Genomic DNA, 16,166 nt, shown 5'->3' on the forward strand with positions numbered 1-16,166 from the left:
ATGCGTCTACATTAGCTATACAGATACGTTCTGATACGCGTTAAAACTTGTACACGGTTTTGGAAGTGTCTAACTTTGCAACTGTCGAAGCACGGCGGGGCAGGCAGGAGATCACCTGATACAACATTGATGGAGCCGCAGAGCCGCTTTTTCAATCCCTTGTCAGGTTGCCGCAAGTTTTTACATCGTCATGCCGCCCGCTCCACCGGTTTCGAGCACAAGGTTTTCATCATGGATCCAATGGAGGGCATCGAGATGAACACAGTACGCAAGGTTCCCATGGAGTGTTCACGCTGTGGCAGCAACCGGGTTCACCTCGAAGATTCCCCGGCAGATGATGACATCGTCAGTTGTGCAGAATGTGATGAGTTTCTGGGTGTCTGGTTCATGTTGCGTGATCGCCTTGAAGTCAGCGCCCGCAAGCGAGCTGCGATTGACCCGGCCCTGATGGCGCAGAAGGTGGTCCAGCAGCTGGACGCCTCGGCCTGAAGCAAGCGCCGGTAAGGCCCAGTGTTCGCCAGTGCGTGTGAGGGCGCACAAGAATTTTTACCTCAGTGCCAGTCGGATTCGCTGTTTCGCCCTGGTCGCGGGCTTGTTGCCCGGGGCAGCGAAACTGAATTTATGGCACTGCAGGTGGAGTCGAGATTTCCGTGATACCGCTGACGACTGTTCAGCGTCCTGGTCGACCTGCGGCGAGCCGCGTTGCTTCCGCGATAGGTCCTGTTCTGCCTGAGAGTGTTTTCCCGGCCTTTGGTCGGGATTTTTTTGGCTTCAAGCCCATGAATACCCGTCTGACGCCCGTCTGAAGAACGGTGCGGCGGACACCCCCTGATCTGGTATGCGTTTGATCTGCGTCATTCGCGAGGTGTTATCAGACTGTAAGATAGTGCTGTCAGACTCTTGCCCGTCGCGCTGCCATGAAGTGTGTTCCGCGCTCTGCGCGATACCTTCCGCAGCCGTGAGCGCAGAGACTGACCAGCGATAAAATTGTGGCATCTAACCGAAAGTGCAATGGAGTCTGTCGCTATCTGTCTCCATCATGCGCACGCAAACCGAGCCACGTCTTGATGTTTTCTGTACTGAGAATCTGGTCATGACATCGTCATCTTTTGCGTCGAAAAGGAGTTCGCGCATGTTTACCCCATCAGTCCCGACCCGTAATGGCCCTCAGTGTCCCGAATGCAACGAAGCGCTGGATTGGCCTGCCCGTGATCTGCCGGATGATCACATCCTCAAGTGCCCGAACGGCCATGCGTTGTGTTCGATGGGCGATTTTCGCCTGGCGGCACGTGAGATGGCGCTGCAGGAAGAATTCCGCCTGACGCGTGATGGCGCCAGGTCACACGGCCAGCACCGTGTGCCGGAGCACCCCGTCGCGCGCATGTCCAACACCACAAGCCACGCCACCAGCCATGAGTCGCTTGCCGGCAGCATCAGCGCCGCGTGACATCTGTCTGTTCGCGTCTGCCCCTCAAGCCCCGGCCACCGTGCCGGGGCTTTGCGTCTGAGCGCAGTGCCTGGCAGTGCCTGGGCGAGGTATCTCGGTGAGGTAGCTCGAGCCGAATGACGAGCGACTCCCCGCCAGCGGGGTTGCATGCCATGTAAGTGGCCCCATGTCTTGGGGAGACGCCAATCGACCAGCTTCAAGGCGAGCGGCCCAGACACCGAACAGGAGAATGCTTCATGTCAGATCTTTCCGAGGAACTGCGTATTCCCAAGCCGTGCCCGGACTGTGGCAGCCAGCGAGTCCGCGTCTCGCAGGTCCACAATCCCGACGACAAGGTGTTCTGTGCATCCTGCGGTACCTACGTCTGTCTGTATGCCGATGTGGCCAGGATGCGAGAGGAGGGCGCGAGCAGCGAAGCGGAAGAGCTGCTGGAGCAGGCGTCCAACAAGGGCATGAAGAAGTGACCTGATCTCTGGCCGAGACACCGACAAAAGAAAAGGCCCCCCACCGTGAGGTGAGGGGCCTTTTCTTTTGTCGGGCACATTTCATGTCAGGCGTATTTCATGTCAGGCGCAGGCCCTATGCTTGCGGGCCCGCGCCTTGTTCGCGTCTAGCTCTCGTCACCCTGACTCGGGGTAGAGGCCTTGGCGATGGCGCCAGTGTTGTCGGCGGCTTCCAGCTTGGCCAGCATGTTCTCTGACTGACGCTTGAAGTTGGCGAGCGCCTTGCCGGACAGAGACTTGTTGTTCGGCAGCTGAACGCGCATGGCATCGACCTGGCGGTTGTTGACCATCACCTCGTAGTGCAGGTGCGGGCCGGTGGAGCGGCCGGTGTTGCCTGACAGGGCGATCTTCTCACCCATGGTCACGCGCTCGCCTTTCTTGACCAGCGGGCGTGACAGGTGCAGATAACGGGTCTTGTAGCCGTTGTCCATGCGCAGCACCAGATAGCGACCGGCCAGCGGGTGGTTGCCGACCAGCTCGACGACGCCATCCGCGGTGGAAAGCACCGGCGTGCCGATACGCACCGCGAAGTCAGTGCCCTTGTGCGGGCTGATGCGTCCGGTCACCGGATGGCGACGGCTGAGGTTGAACGGCGAGCTGATGCGCGCCTTGTGCGCCAGCGGATAGCGATTGAAGGCCGGGTCGAGGCCCTTGCCATCAGGGGTGTAGTAGCGGCCATCGCTGCTGTTGCGCACCACGGTCAGTGACTTGCGAGAACCTTCGTAGCGTGCGGCGAGGATGCGGGAATCCATGCTGGTGCCGTCGATCATGTCGGACTCGACCAGCACCTGGAACTTGTCACCCTTGCGCGTATCGCGACGGAAGTCGATCTTCTTGCCCAGCACCTGGGTCAGCTGGCTGACTTCCGCGACGCCCAGGCCAGTGGCTTCCGCTGACAGGGAGAAGCTGCCACTGACCGTACCGGCGAACATGCGCTGAGTGGCCTGAGTTGCCTTCTCGATCTTGGCGACATTGAAGCTTTCACCGCCGGCCTCACGCTTGACCATGAAGCCGCGACGCGCGTCCTTCATGATGCGCAACGCCAGCAGGTTGCCGTCTTCATCCAGCTTGTAATCGAAGTTGTCGCCGATGCGCCAATGGGTCAGCACGCGCTTGTCAGGCAGCGCCTTGAGGATGCGCGTGGTCTCGCTGTAGCCAAGGCCCAGCGAGCGCTCCGCCATCACGGCGAAGGTATCGCCGGCCTGCACGGTATAGGTCTGCCACTCGGGCACATAGACTTCCTCGGCCGCCAGCTCGGTCTGCAGCGTCGGGCTTTCGCCGAGCTCGACCGGGTCGACGGAGAGGTCGTCATAGGAGGTGCCGCCGGCCTGTTCGTCGGTCGCGGTGCCGATGACGGCTTCTGCGGTCTTCACTGCCGCCGGCGCCAGTGCCACGATCGGGCCTGCCGTCTGGCTGTCGGGATGATAGTTGGCATCCGTCAGCAGCGTCGGCATGTCGAAATCGATGGCGACGATCTCGCTGGGCGTCAGCGCTGCCAGCGGAATGTCACCGGAGGTCGAGCTGGTCGCCGTCTGATTGGCGAGCTGCGCCGGGCTCAGGGGAGACTGAGTGTCATCGGCGGCAGCAATCGCCAGCGGCAGCTTGGCCGGGGTGCTGGAATTTGCACTGGCCAGGTCGATGGCGATGGACTGTGAGGCCGTAGAGACATCAGGAGCATCGAATGTTTCGAGAAGCTTGTGAGCACCCAGCACGGTAACCATGGTGGCAACAGGTAAAAGAAGATACTTGTGCGCGCGAGGGAGCGAATGAAGGATTCGCAGCATATGTGACCGATAAAGTTATGTGAAATGAAAAGATGGCAACAATGAGGCATTCGAACCTTAACCAAGGTTCCCATCGTTCGATAGGCTGGACGCATGTCCAGTATGAGTAATTCAACCCTGTTTAGATCATTGACGGCGCAATTGGCGGTACCGGCAACATGAGGTCTGGCGAAAATAGCGCCATTTTTGCTTAGGAAACGCTGTTCAGGCAGTAAATCCTGCTTGGTGTTAAATTTTGTAAAGTTACGCAAAATAGCGTATTTGGCCTCCTGCATTTCAGAGGATGCCGTCCTGATGTCCGAGGATTGCGACCAGATGTCGGGAGTCTGACAGCACAGAATGCTCTTTTGCTCCCGTCGGGTTGCAGTATCAGGTGTCTGGTTTTTTGCGTCTGGCATGTCAGGATTGCCCCGTGCATTCCCGTACGTTCTGCAAGAGGAATCCTGATGTCGTCACGCGTGACACTGGCTCAGTGGCAGATGCTGGCCGCCGTGGTGGACCACGGCAGCTTCGCGCGCGCGGCGGCCGCGATCCACAAGAGCCCATCGACCCTGAATCACGCCGTGCATCGCCTCGAGGCCTTGCTGGGCGTGCAGGTGCTGGAGCCGGTCGGGCGCAATGTCCGGCTGACCGAGGCGGGTGAATTGCTGCTGCGCCGGGCGCGTCAGCTGATCGAGAATGCGCGGGCACTCGAGGATGTGGCCGATGCGTTGTCGGCAGGTATGGAGAGCGAGATCGCCATCGCAGTGGATCAGCTGTTTCCGCCGGATGTGCTGGCACGGGCGCTGGAAGCCTTCTCGACGGCCTACCCTCAGGTGCGTGTCCAGCTGCACGAGACGACGCTGACCGGCGGGCGCGAGCTGTTCGAGGAGAAGGAAGCGGACCTGTTGATCAGCGGCCTGATGCTGGATGGCCATCTCGGCACCCCGTTGCTGCGTGAAACCTTCATCGCCGTGGCAGCGCCGGGGCACCCGCTGCACGCCCTCGGGCGGCCGCTGGATCTGCGTGATCTCGTGCAGCATCGCCAGCTGGTGGTACGCGACAGCAGTCGTTCCAGCGGCATGGATGCCGGCTGGCTCAAGGCCGAGGCGCGCTGGACGGTGAGCCACCTGGCCACGTCAGTCGATCTTGCCGAACGCGGGCTGGGCTTCGCCTGGTTGCCCCGCACCCGCATGAGCGAGGCTCTGGCCCGGGGGCGGCTGCTGCCACTGCCGCTGGCCAATGGCGGCGAGCGCGAAGTGTCGCTGATGCTCTATCTGCCGGACGATGATCGCGCGGGCCCCGCCGTCCGGGCGATGAAGGCGCAGCTGCACGCTGCCGTCGAGCGGGATGCCAGCGAGCGGCGTTCCTGAAAAGCGTGCAGAGCTTGAGAAAAGCACAGGGCTCGCACAACGTGATCGTTCGAGAAACTCGATCGTTGCCACGCAGTGAATTCGCTTGCGCTGTCGCGCTCGACTCTTAGGCTGGGGGCATCCCCTCAAGCCATATAAGGAGTGTGCAAGATGGGCTTACTGGTCGACGGCAAGTGGCAGGATCGCTGGTATGACACCGACAGCACCGGCGGTGAATTCAAGCGCGAGAGCGCGCGGCTCAGGGATTGGGTCGTGGCGCCCGATGCCCCGCTCGAGGGGCCGCAGGGACAAGCGGCCGTGCCCGCCAGCGCAGACCGCTTCCACCTCTACGTCTCGCTGGCCTGCCCCTGGGCGCACCGCGCGCTGATCATGCGCTCTCTCAAGGGGCTCAAGCCGCTGGTCGGCATGTCCTACACCAGTCCATTGATGCTCGAACATGGCTGGAGCTATCTCGAGGAAGAAGGCTCCAGCGGTGATCCGATCAATGGCGTGCGCTATCACCACCAGCTCTACACCCTGACCGACCCGCACTACACCGGCCGTGTCACCGTGCCGGCGTTGTGGGACAAGCAGACCGGTCGCATCGTCAACAACGAGTCGGCGGAACTGGTGCGCATCTTCAATGACGCCTTCGATTCGCTGACCGGCAATGATCTGGACTTCTATCCCGAAGACCTGCGCGGCGAGATCGATGCCATCAATGCCGAGGTCTATGACAAGGTCAACAATGGCGTCTACAAGACCGGCTTCGCCACGCGGCAGGAGGTCTACGAGCGTCACTTCACGGCGCTGTTCGAGTGCCTGGATTCACTGGAGCGCCGACTGGCCGACTCGCGCTATCTCACCGGTGAATGGCTGACCGAAGCCGACATCCGCCTGTTCACCACCCTGATCCGCTTCGATGCCGTCTACTTCGGGCACTTCAAGTGCAATCAGCGCCGTATCGCCGACTATCCCAATCTCTCGCACTATCTGCGTGAGCTGTATCAGTGGCCGGGCATCGCCGAGACCTGCGATCTTGCGCATATCAAGACCCACTATTACGCCAGTCAGCAGACCATCAATCCCACCGCTATCGTGCCGCTCGGCCCGAGCCTGGCGCTCGATGCTTCCCATGACCGCGAGCGTCTGCCGGGCCAGGGCATTCGTCGTCACGCCTGAGGTATTGAAGTGTGAGCTGATCGCGCCCGAGTTGATGGCGCCCGAGTTGATGGAGAGCAGCGGCGGTTGGATCAGGCGCGCGGTGTCGGGCGTCTGATCTTGGCCAGCCAGCGGTCCAGTGCATTGCCGAAGTCGCGTTGCTCGCGCTGGCCATAGGCGGACGGGCCGCCGGTGTGCTCGCCGCTGGAGCGCATGCTCTCCATGAAGTCGCGCATCTGCACCTTGGCGCGAATGTTGTTGCCATCCAGCGCCTCGCCGCGGGTCGTCATCACCAGCGCGCCTTTCTCGATCGCTTCCAGCGCCAGCGGCAGGTCGGAGGTGATCACCATGTCGCCGGGGTGGGCGCGCTCGACGATCAACTGATCGGCAGCATCTGCTCCTTGTGGGACCGACAGCGCCTTGACGTGCATCGAGCGCGGCAGCGGCACCTGATGATTGGCGACGAACCAGGTGGGGGTCGCGGTGCGTTCCGCCGCGCGCACCAGGATGTCACGCGCGGCGCGCGGACAGGCATCGGCGTCGACCCACAGCGTGGTGACATGCTCGGCGGGATGTTGTGGGGAGGGGGCGTCATGGTCTTGCGCGTCAGTCATGCAGGCTCCTGTCAGGTGGCTGTTCAGCGAGTCGTGATGGCGGGGCGCATGCCTGCCCGAGGGCGGGCGGCCTGCGACCAAGGTCAAAAGAAAGGATGCAGAATGCGTGAGAGGCTGCTAGAATGCCAGCTCCTCGCATGTAGTGACCCACCATCCTGAGTAGCCGAGCCCGACGTGATCGCCGTTTCTTGTGGCCATCAGCCGGTATTTCGCGCCTCCCGGACCGCGTGGCGTAGCTTGCCCCAGCCATCCGTGACCCCTCGATTCGATCGATGTCCGGCCGCCGCGATGCAAGACCCGTCCCTGTCCACAGTGTGCATGATGGAGCGCCCCGAGACTCTGAGTAGAAGAGCCTCTGGTTGCTGTACGGTCGCCGCAGCGTTGTGCCTGAAAGTGGAATTGCGTCCACCTTCAGAGCAACCCGGGCCCGTCCATGCCAAGACGTCCAGCACTCGTACGTTTTTTCTGATGATGCCAGCGCCTCGTGCCTGACTGCATCGCCAGACGGAGCCCTTACGCTTCGTGTCGGTTCAACCCGACCCATTCTTCAGCTGCAAGCCTTACTTGTAGCCATTTAGGTGTGAGATATACATGACCACGACTTCCGTCGTCGATCGCTTCAGCGATCTTGCCCTGCTGCCTGCCGTCCTGACCTCTCTCGAGAAGCTGGGCTACGAAACTCCGTCCCCGATCCAGGCTCAGACCATCCCGAGTCTGCTCGAAGGCCGTGACATGATCGGCCAGGCACAGACGGGTACCGGCAAGACCGCTGCCTTTGCACTCCCGCTGTTGACCCGTCTGGACCTCGACCGCCGTGAACCGCAGGTTCTCGTGCTGGCCCCGACCCGTGAGCTGGCCCAACAGGTCGCCGTCAACTTCACACGTTACGGTCAGTTCATGCGTGGCCTGGAAGTGGCCACTCTCTGCGGTGGTCAGGACTACCGCGAGCAGATGCGTAGCCTCAAGAGCGGCGCGCAGATCGTCGTCGGCACCCCGGGTCGTGTCATCGACCACCTGGACCGCAAGAGCCTGAACCTGAACGGCCTGAAAGCCCTCGTGCTGGATGAAGCCGATGAGATGCTGCGCATGGGCTTCATCGATGACGTCAAGCGCGTCGTCGCCGATACCCCGAAGGAAGCGCAGCGCGTCTTCTTCTCCGCGACGCTGCCGACCGAGATCGAGCGTATCGTCAACCGCTACCTGGTTGATCCGGTCAAGGTTGCCATCAAGTCCGAATCGCGTACCGCTTCCACCATCGAACAGATGATGGTGCGTGTCGAAGGCGGCGCCAAGCTGGAAGCGCTGTCCCGTCTGCTGGAAGTCGAGACCGTCGATGCGGCCATCGTCTTCGTGCGCACTCGTGCCGCCTGTACCACTGTCGTCGAACAGCTGATCGCTCGCGGTATCTCCGCGGCAGCACTGTCCGGTGATCTGGACCAGTCCCTGCGCGAGCGCACCGTGACTCGCCTGAAGCGTGGCAAGGTCGACGTGCTGGTCGCGACCGACGTCGCCGCTCGTGGTCTGGACGTGGCGCGTATCACCCACGTCTTCAACTACGACCTGCCGGGTGACAGCGAATCCTTCGTCCACCGTACTGGCCGTACTGGCCGTGCCGGTCGTGAAGGTCGCGCCATCACCTTCGTCAGCGGTCGCGAAATGCGCAAGGTTCGCTGGATGGAGCAGGCCCTGGGCCAGCGCATCACCGAACGCCAGCTGCCGAGCGAAGAAGAGATCCGTGGCCACCGTGACGCCGCCTTCCGTGCTCGCGTCGTCGAAGCCCTGGGCAGCAGCTCCAACGGTCACCGCGCTCTGGTCCAGAGCCTGGTCGAAGAAGGTCACGACCCGGTCGAGCTGGCCGCTGTCTTCGTCAAGATGGCTCGCGCCGAAGAGACGCCGATCCAGTCTCTGCCGAAGCCGGGTGCGCGTCGCAACGAGCGTTCCGAGCGCGGTGAGCGCACCGAGCGTCCGGAACGCGGTGAGCGTCGCAACTCCGCGCCGGTCGCGCGTGAAGGCATGAAGCTCTACCGTGTGGCCGTCGGCCACCGTGACGGCGTCAAGCCGGGCCAGCTGGTTGGCGCTCTCGCCAACGAAGGCGGCATCGAAGGTTCACGCATCGGTCGCATCGACATCCGCAACACCCACAGTGTCGTGGAACTGCCGAGCGGTCTGCCGACCAGCATCGTGTCCAAGATGGCGCGTGCTCGCGTCGCTGGCCGTCCGCTGGAACTGGCAGAAGACGGTGCGGGCGCTCGTCCGCAGCGCCGTGAAGGTGGCAACGACGACCGTCGTCGCGCCTGATCAGGCCTGAGTCGGGCCGGCACTGATCGCAGTGCTGGCCACGGCTTCTGAAAAGACCGGTACCTCTCACGAGGTGCCGGTTTTTTTGTGCCTGGACGAAAGGCACCACCGGGGCTGGTATCCTGTGCTGGCGTAGGTCCACCGCTCAACATAGGTCCACCGCTCATCATAGCTCCACCGCTCATCATTTCCCGAGGATGCCCACATGATCTCTTCATTCGACGCCTTGCGCCGTGGCCTGCAGGCCATGCCTGCCCGCCAGCTGATGCTGTGCGCTCTGCTGGCGACACCCTGGCTGTCGCTCAGTGCGGCCCACGCCGAGTCCGACATGCCGGCCAGCAGCGCCACGCCGGAGATTCGCGTCCCGCTGGTCTCGCTGGAGGCCCTGCGTCTGGCGCCGGTGGTCTCACCGCAGGGCGAGGCGCTGGGCAAGGTCGAGGATGTGCTCAGCGACACCCGTGGTCAGATCCATCGCCTGCTGATTCGCCCTGACGGCGGTGACAAGGCGGCCAGCATCGACTTCGCGCGCTTCACTCGTGAAGCGGTCAGTGACCCGCTGGCGGCCGCGGCGCCCGGCGACATCCGTTACCGCCTGGTGCTCGACATGACGCCGGAGCAGCTGACGGCCCGCGCGGACCAGCCGCTTTCCAATCGCCTGTCACGCCAGCTGGAGCGCAGCATGGGGGAGGTCGGCAATGGGCTGGACACCTTCCGCAATCAGGCGGCGGAGGTGCTGCGTTCACTGGGCAAGCAGCTTGAAGGTGAGGGCGATCGATAGCATCTGAGGGAGAGAGACCCGCAACCGCCGAGAGGGAATGCATGAGTGAGTGGATGACAGCACTGCACGATTGGAATCTCGACCCTGCCGCCGCCGTTGCCAAGCAACGCGAAATGGCCACTCGACTGACGCTGACGCCGCCCTGGGGAGCAAGCCCCGGCGAGTGGCCAGCGACCATCACGGGAGTCGATATCGGCTTCGAGGATGGGGGCGAGGTGACACGTGCGGCGGTGGTGACGCTGGATCTGGCGACGCTGGAGCCCCTCGAGCAGCAGCTGATCCGTCAGCCGACACGCATGCCGTATATTCCGGGCTTGCTGTCGTTTCGGGAGCTGCCCGCCGCCATCGCCGCCCTCGAATCGCTGGAACGTGCGCCCGAATGTCTGATGGTGGACGGCCATGGCATCGCGCACCCGCGCCGCCTGGGCGTGGCGGCGCATCTCGGCCTGTGGTGTGACCTGCCATCCTTCGGCGTGGCCAAGAAGCGTCTGTGCGGCAAGCATGGTGAACCGGGCGATGAGCGCGGCGACTGGGTCGCGCTGACCGATCGCGTGCGTGAAGCGGATGGTGAGCTCGGCATCATCGAGAATAGCGAGCTGCCCAAACGCGAACAGCGCAGCCAGCTGGGCGCCGTGCTGCGCTCACGCGCGAAGGTCAAGCCGGTGTTCGTCTCGCCGGGCCAGCGCATGAACCTGGATACGGCGCTGGCGATGACCCTGCATTGCCTGGGCAAGACCAAGCTGCCCGAGCCGACCCGACTGGCGGACCAGCTCGCCAGCCGGCGCCTCAAGCGGCTCCGCGATACCTAGCTGCCTCAAGCGGCTACGCTGAACTTGGCCTCGTGACGCCTGACCGCCGCTAGCCCTCGATCTCCAGTCGGCTCTGGCCGTTGCCCGATGGGCGCACCGCGATACGCACCGGAATGCGTTCATGCATCTCGGCCACATGCGAGATGACCCCGACGCGACGGCCGCTGGCCTGCAGGCCATCCAATGCCTCCATCGCCAAGGCCAGCGAATCCGGGTCGAGGCTACCGAAGCCTTCATCGATGAACAGCGATTCGATGCGCAGCTCACCGGAGGCCATGCCCGCCAGGCCCAGCGCCAGCGCCAGTGAGACCAGGAAGGTCTCGCCGCCGGACAGCGAGTGCACGCTGCGCAGCTCGTCACCCATCTCGGTATCCACCACCACCAGCCCCAGCGGGCTGGCGCCGCGCGCCAGACGATAGCGACGAACCAGATTGGCCAGATGCAGATTGGCATGCTCGATCAGGCGCTCGAGATTGAAGGCCTGGGCGATGGTGCGGAACTTGGCACCGCTGGCACTGCCGATCAGCTCCGACAGCGCGCCCCAGCGTTCATGGACTGCGCGGGCGCGGGCCAGCTGCTCGCCAAGTTCGGCGCTGCCGCTGCGGCGTTGGTCATCATTGAGTATCGCCGCCTGCGCCGATTGATGGGCCTCGCGCACGGCAGTGAGGGGTGTCTTGAGCGCCGCGATCAGAGTGGCCAACGCCTCGCCAAGCGCGTGGGTGTCTTCCTCGGGCTGTGACTGCGCATCCTCCGGCTCTCCAGTGGCATCTTCTTGCGGGGGTTGCAGATGAGTCTGCAAGCGAGCATGCAGCGTCAGGGCCTGCTGGGCCTGGGCGCGGATGACGCCCGTCTCTTCAGTCCCCGCCGTGCCTTCTCCCGCCACACCTTCTCCAGCGGTACCTGCTCCCGGCGTTTCCACGGCGGGCGCTGCCAGCTGTTCGAGTCCTGCCAGCTGCTCGAGTACCGCCTGCCAGCTGGAGGTCCGAGCGGCCTGCCAGTGGGTGAGCTGACGCGCATTGCGCTCCTCACATAGGGCATCCGCGCGTGCGACGCGCTCGTGGGCGCTGCGCAGTTGCTGGCGCAGTGCCTGCAGCTCGTGATCCTCGACGGCCAGCAACTCCGCGATGCGCGCGTCATCCAGGCCGGGATTCGCTGCCTGCCAATGCGCGCGTTCGCGGTCGAGCGAGTCTTGCTCCTCGCGCAGTTCCGTCTGGCGTTGCTGCAGGTTGGCCTGCTGCTGCGTCAGCTGCTGTTGCTGGTCGCTCAATTCCTGCAGTGCCTGCCGCGCATCCTCTTGTTCGTTGCGCATCCGGGTGGTCAGCGACTCGATCCAGTCGGACCAGTCGCCCACGCTGGCATGCTGTCGCTTGGGGTCTGCGCTCAGCTGCTGGGCAAGCGTGGCGCTGAGTTGTTCGATCTCGCGCGCCAGCGCAGTGATCTGCGTCTCGCACTGTTGAAGCTGCGCCTCGCCATGCTGGCATTGCGTCGTCAGCGTGGCGTGACGTGTTGCCAGTGCCTGGCGTTGCTCACGCAGCGGCGTCAGCTGACGCAGTGTCGTCACCAGTGTGTTCTGGCGGGCGTCCAGTTCCCCAAGGCGCTGCTCGATCAGTTGCAGTGCGTGGGCAGCTGGCAGCTGCGGCAAGGGGGCAAGCTGGGGTTGCTCTGACAGCGAATGCCGGGCCAGAAGCTCGGTCAGGTTCGTCTGGCAGCTCTGCGCCTGCTGCTGCAGGCGTTGCAGCTCCGTGTGCAGCTGAGTCTGTTCCTGCTGCAGATAGCCGAGCTGCTCCTCGAGGCGGGCGTGCTCGTGACTGGCCGTCTCCATGGCTTGCTGTGCGGTGGCCGTGGCCTGGCGGCGCTGGTCAAGGCGCTCGCGGGCCTGCTGCTCCAGTTGAGCGATCAGCGCCTCGGCCGGTGCGGCCTGGCCGGCGGCGGGGTGCTCGTGGCTGCCGCACACCGGGCACTCCTCGCCCTGGACCAGCCCGCGGCGCAGCGCCATCACGTTGTCGCTGCGCGCCAGACGCTCCTGCTCCTGCTGGCGGCGCTCGGCGTCTTCCTCGTGACGCGCCTGATCGCGGGCCTGCAATGCCTGCGCCTGCCGGGCAACCACATCCCGCAACGCCTGTTGCTGTCGGGGCAGTTGCTGCTCCAGCTCGACAAGACGCTGCTGCACCTCATCACGGCGGGCCAGGCCACTGATCTGCTCGCTGAGTACGGGCTTGAGCTCCAGTAGCGCATCGCGCTGACGTTGCAGTCGGTCACGATAATCTTCGGCATCGCGCAGCGGCTGGCCTGACTCGTCGACCAGCGTCGCCTGCAGCTGCTGGAGTTGCTGCTCCAGCTGCTGGCGCTGGCGATCCTGTGTCTCCAGCTCCTGCTGATGTTGGACGAGCGTGTCGCGCAGGCGGTGCTGTTCACTCTGCTGGCTGGCGTGTGCTTCGCGTTGTTGCGAAAGACGCGAGGCCACCTGACGTGCCTCTTCAAGCTTCGGCAGTTGCTCGCCGCGCCAGGTATTACAGCGCTGCATGCGTTCATCGGCGGTGTGCCTGGCGGCTCTGGCCTGCTCAACCCTGGGCGACAGGGTGTCGAGCTGCTGCTCAAACTGGGCCAGTTGCGTGACCAGCTGCGCATGCTGCGGCGCGATCGCCTTGAGACGCAGCAGGGCAGGGCGAATCGGCGCGAGGGCTTCCAGGGCGCTGAGTTGCTCGCGCTGACGGGAAAGTGCATCGCTGGCGGCGTGAGCCTCGGTCTGCTCCTGCTGCGCCTGACGCAGGGCCTGTTCGAGTTCGCCCGCCGTGGTGGTCCACTGGTGATAGGCCGTCAGCGCATCATGCTGTTCGCTGAGCCGGGTCATGGCCGTCTGGCGCAGACGCACCTCCTCCTCGAGCGCCTGGCGTTCCTGCGGGCTGGCCGGCAGCTGGCCCTCCAGCTTGCGCTCCAGTTCATTGACGGTCTCGCGGGCGGCGCGCTCGCGCTCATGGGCGGCCATCGAGATCTCGGAGTAATGACCGGTATCGGTCAGCTTTTCCAGCAACTCCGAGCGTTCATTGTCATTGGCACGCAGGAAGGCGCTGAACTCGCTCTGCGCCAGCAGTACGGCGCGGGTGAACTGCTCGAAATTCAGCCCCAGCCTGTCGATGATCAACGCCTTGGCGTCATTGCTGGTGGTGTTGAGGGTCTGAGCCGGCTGGGTGTCATCGCCGGTGGGCAGCAGCTGGAGATGTTGCTTGGCATTCTGCAGGCGCCCGCCGGGCTTGCCGCGCGCGCGGCTGACCGTCCAGCTGGCGCGATAGCGCAGGCCATCGCGGCCGATGAAATCCACCTCGGCCTTGCCTTCTCCACAGCCACGCCGGAGCAGGCTGCGCGGGTCCTTGAGCGTCAGCTGATGCTCGCCGACATCCTCCAGCTGGCCGCCACTCGGCGTCTGGCGCAGGCGCGGCGTGGTGCCATAGAGCGCCAGACACAGGGCATCGAGCAGCGTGCTCTTGCCGGCCCCGGTGGGGCCGGTGATGGCGAACAGGCCAGCATCGGACAGCGGCGCCTTCTCGAAGTCGACTTCATGTGCGCCGGCAAGCGACGCCAGGTTGTCGAGGCGCAGGGCGAGAATCTTCATGCCTGACCTCCCTTGGCCTTGTCTGCCGAAGCTGTCTTGTCTATCGAAGCCGCCTTGTCGGCCTTGCGAGCGGGCCGGGTGGCCGACTCGCCTTCGAGGCGCGTCTCGCGCGCGGCCTCGACCTCCTCGAGCAGCTGGGCGAAATCCTCGATCAGCGTCGGGTCCGGCTCACTGTCATAGGTGGCGCGATAGTGACGCTCGAACAGCCCCATCGGCCCCAGCTCATCGAGCTTCACGCCCTTCGGCGCGCGATGCTCGGCACTGGGCGCCGGGTAGCGGGTGACCAGCTTGATCAGACGCAGCGGCGCGTCTTCCAGCAGTGCCTCGATGCGGGCGCGCAGGTCGATAAGGGGGGCTTCCAGCTGCACAGTCACTTCCAGCCACGGCCAGCGTGTCGGCTCGAGATCCGTCTGCGCTTCGGCGACCAGCGCCGTGAGCTGGGTGGTGATCTCGGCCAGGGGCGCAGGCCCGACGCGCGTGAGCGCGACATGGCAGGGCACGCGATGCTCCTCGACCTTCTCCAGGCTTTCATTGTTGAGCGTGACATCGAGGATGCGGTGACCGTAGTCGACCTCGGAGAAGTCCATCGCCAGCGGCGTGCCGCAATAGCGGATGCGCTCCTCGCCGCCCACGCGTTGCGGGCGATGCAGGTGGCCCAGTGCCACATAGGCGATGTCGTCGGGGAACAGGCTGGTCGAGAGCGCCTCTTCGCCGCCCATCAGGATCGGGCGCTCGCTGTTCTCGGACACCTCGCCGTCACGCATGTGGGCATGACCCATGGCGATCAGTGCCTCGCCGGGCTGGCGGGCGGCGCGCGCAGCACAGACCAGCTGCTGGTGCACGCGGGCCACGCCGTCGCGGTAGGCCTCGCTGCGGGTGCGTTCGGCCTTGCCTGCTGCTTTTCCTTCCTGCTCGGCTTGCTCGCCGCTGCTCAGGCCGGTGACCTCGGCCGGGCGCAGGAAGGGCACCGCCAGACACAGGGCGCGGCGCTTGCCGTCACGATCATGCAGGGGCACCAGCAGATGCTGGCAGTCGAGACTGTGGGCATCGCCGCCGTCGGCGGAGTCATCCACCCAGCGCACGCGACCCAGCGCATGGGTCTTGAGACGTGCCAACAACGCGGCCGGCAGCTCGATGCGCGAGCCGGAATCGTGATTGCCGGCGATCATCACGATCTCCAGCGCCACGTCCTGCTCGTGGGCGCGCACGATGAAGTCGTAGAGCAGTTCCTGGGCGGCCAGGCTCGGGTTGACCACATCGAACAGGTCTCCGGCGATCAGCAGCGCATCCGGCGCCAGAGTCTTGAGCTGCCCGAGCAGCCAGTCGAGAAAGGCAGCGTGCTCGACGTGTCGGCTCTGGCCGTGAAAGCTCTGGCCGAGATGCCAGTCGGAAGTGTGCAGAAAGCGGAAGCTCACGATGGGGTCCTTGCGAAGTCGTCTGGCCGGCGGCCGGGGCTGGGGCTGCGTATGGGGCAAAGCCGGGCCGGGTGAAATGCTGCCCAGTGTACGGTCTGGCTTCGCTGGGGCGGAAGAGGGCACGGCCTCAAGCCGCTCAAGGTGCGGCGCATTATCAGGCAGATGATCTGGATCAAGGCCTTCCACGGGCAAAATCGACAAAAGTCGCTACGCTGAAAGTCGAGGCCCTTGTCATTCACCGACAAGCCCACGCGATGGCAGCGTGTGGGAGTTGCCTCAGCGAATCACATCAGCGGAGAAGCCCGCATGGGGCTTTCTTGCGCACAGTCTTCGCAAAGTCTTCAAGCTGACTTGGATAACAATCAGGCTGGTGGTGACAGAGGATGCTGTTACCGACGCCCAGAGATGACAGGAAG

At 64.1% G+C, this 16,166-nt stretch carries 12 protein-coding genes; 8 read left to right on the forward strand and 4 right to left on the reverse strand.

Annotated elements, in window-relative coordinates; all coding sequences use genetic code 11:
• Positions 1-75: 75 nt before the first annotated feature.
• The 3 genes from R1T44_RS03920 (at position 76) to R1T44_RS03930 (ending at position 1,911) form a co-directional block, all read left to right on the forward strand.
• Positions 76-489 carry a hypothetical protein gene (locus R1T44_RS03920; RefSeq protein WP_317292610.1) on the forward strand — a complete coding sequence of 138 codons (414 nt, stop codon included), beginning with the start codon at positions 76-78 and terminating at the stop codon, positions 487-489.
• A gap of 643 nt (positions 490-1,132) precedes the next feature.
• Positions 1,133-1,447 (forward strand): hypothetical protein, encoded by a 315-nt coding sequence (locus tag R1T44_RS03925; protein WP_317292611.1) that lies wholly within the window; start codon positions 1,133-1,135, stop codon positions 1,445-1,447.
• 236 nt (positions 1,448-1,683) lie between these two features.
• Entirely contained in the window at positions 1,684-1,911 is a 228-nt protein-coding gene (locus R1T44_RS03930; protein ID WP_043333131.1) for a hypothetical protein, read from the forward strand.
• A gap of 146 nt (positions 1,912-2,057) precedes the next feature.
• Here R1T44_RS03930 and R1T44_RS03935 read toward each other — a convergent pair whose 3' ends face one another.
• The gene (locus R1T44_RS03935; RefSeq protein WP_317292612.1) at positions 2,058-3,671 is read right to left on the reverse strand and encodes a peptidoglycan DD-metalloendopeptidase family protein; all 1,614 of its coding nucleotides are present in this window, start codon (positions 3,669-3,671) and stop codon (positions 2,058-2,060) included.
• A gap of 509 nt (positions 3,672-4,180) precedes the next feature.
• Here R1T44_RS03935 and R1T44_RS03940 point away from each other — a divergent pair.
• Positions 4,181-5,086, forward strand: a complete 906-nt coding sequence (locus tag R1T44_RS03940; protein ID WP_303594346.1) for a LysR family transcriptional regulator — start codon at positions 4,181-4,183, stop codon at positions 5,084-5,086.
• A gap of 150 nt (positions 5,087-5,236) precedes the next feature.
• Entirely contained in the window at positions 5,237-6,247 is a 1,011-nt protein-coding gene (locus R1T44_RS03945; protein WP_317292613.1) for a glutathione S-transferase family protein, read from the forward strand.
• A gap of 71 nt (positions 6,248-6,318) precedes the next feature.
• On the opposite strand, the gene R1T44_RS03950 is transcribed toward R1T44_RS03945, so the two are convergent.
• Positions 6,319-6,840 carry a YaiI/YqxD family protein gene (locus R1T44_RS03950; protein ID WP_317292614.1) on the reverse strand — a complete coding sequence of 174 codons (522 nt, stop codon included), beginning with the start codon at positions 6,838-6,840 and terminating at the stop codon, positions 6,319-6,321.
• 591 nt (positions 6,841-7,431) lie between these two features.
• On the opposite strand from R1T44_RS03950, the gene R1T44_RS03955 reads away from it, so the two are divergent.
• From R1T44_RS03955 to R1T44_RS03965, 3 genes are all read left to right on the forward strand, one after another.
• Complete coding sequence (locus R1T44_RS03955; RefSeq protein WP_043333127.1) at positions 7,432-9,138, forward strand: DEAD/DEAH box helicase; 1,707 nt, start codon at positions 7,432-7,434, stop codon at positions 9,136-9,138.
• Positions 9,139-9,343: 205 nt separating this feature from the next.
• The gene (locus R1T44_RS03960) at positions 9,344-9,916 is read left to right on the forward strand and encodes a hypothetical protein (RefSeq protein WP_317292615.1); all 573 of its coding nucleotides are present in this window, start codon (positions 9,344-9,346) and stop codon (positions 9,914-9,916) included.
• Between the two features lie 53 nt (positions 9,917-9,969).
• Positions 9,970-10,725 (forward strand): endonuclease V, encoded by a 756-nt coding sequence (locus R1T44_RS03965; protein WP_317292616.1) that lies wholly within the window; start codon positions 9,970-9,972, stop codon positions 10,723-10,725.
• Between the two features lie 49 nt (positions 10,726-10,774).
• Here the strand turns inward: R1T44_RS03965 and R1T44_RS03970 are convergent, their stop codons facing one another.
• Together R1T44_RS03970 and R1T44_RS03975 are read right to left on the reverse strand one after the other, a co-directional pair.
• Positions 10,775-14,335: an AAA family ATPase gene (locus tag R1T44_RS03970; protein WP_317292617.1), complete on the reverse strand. Its 3,561-nt coding sequence runs from the start codon at positions 14,333-14,335 to the stop codon at positions 10,775-10,777.
• Complete coding sequence (locus R1T44_RS03975; RefSeq protein ID WP_317292618.1) at positions 14,332-15,750, reverse strand: exonuclease SbcCD subunit D C-terminal domain-containing protein; 1,419 nt, start codon at positions 15,748-15,750, stop codon at positions 14,332-14,334. The genes R1T44_RS03970 and R1T44_RS03975 overlap by 4 nt, the downstream gene beginning before the upstream one ends.
• Between the last annotated feature and the right edge of the window lie 416 nt (positions 15,751-16,166).

The organism is Cobetia amphilecti, from assembly GCF_032923285.1.
Classification (GTDB): domain Bacteria; phylum Pseudomonadota; class Gammaproteobacteria; order Pseudomonadales; family Halomonadaceae; genus Cobetia; species Cobetia amphilecti.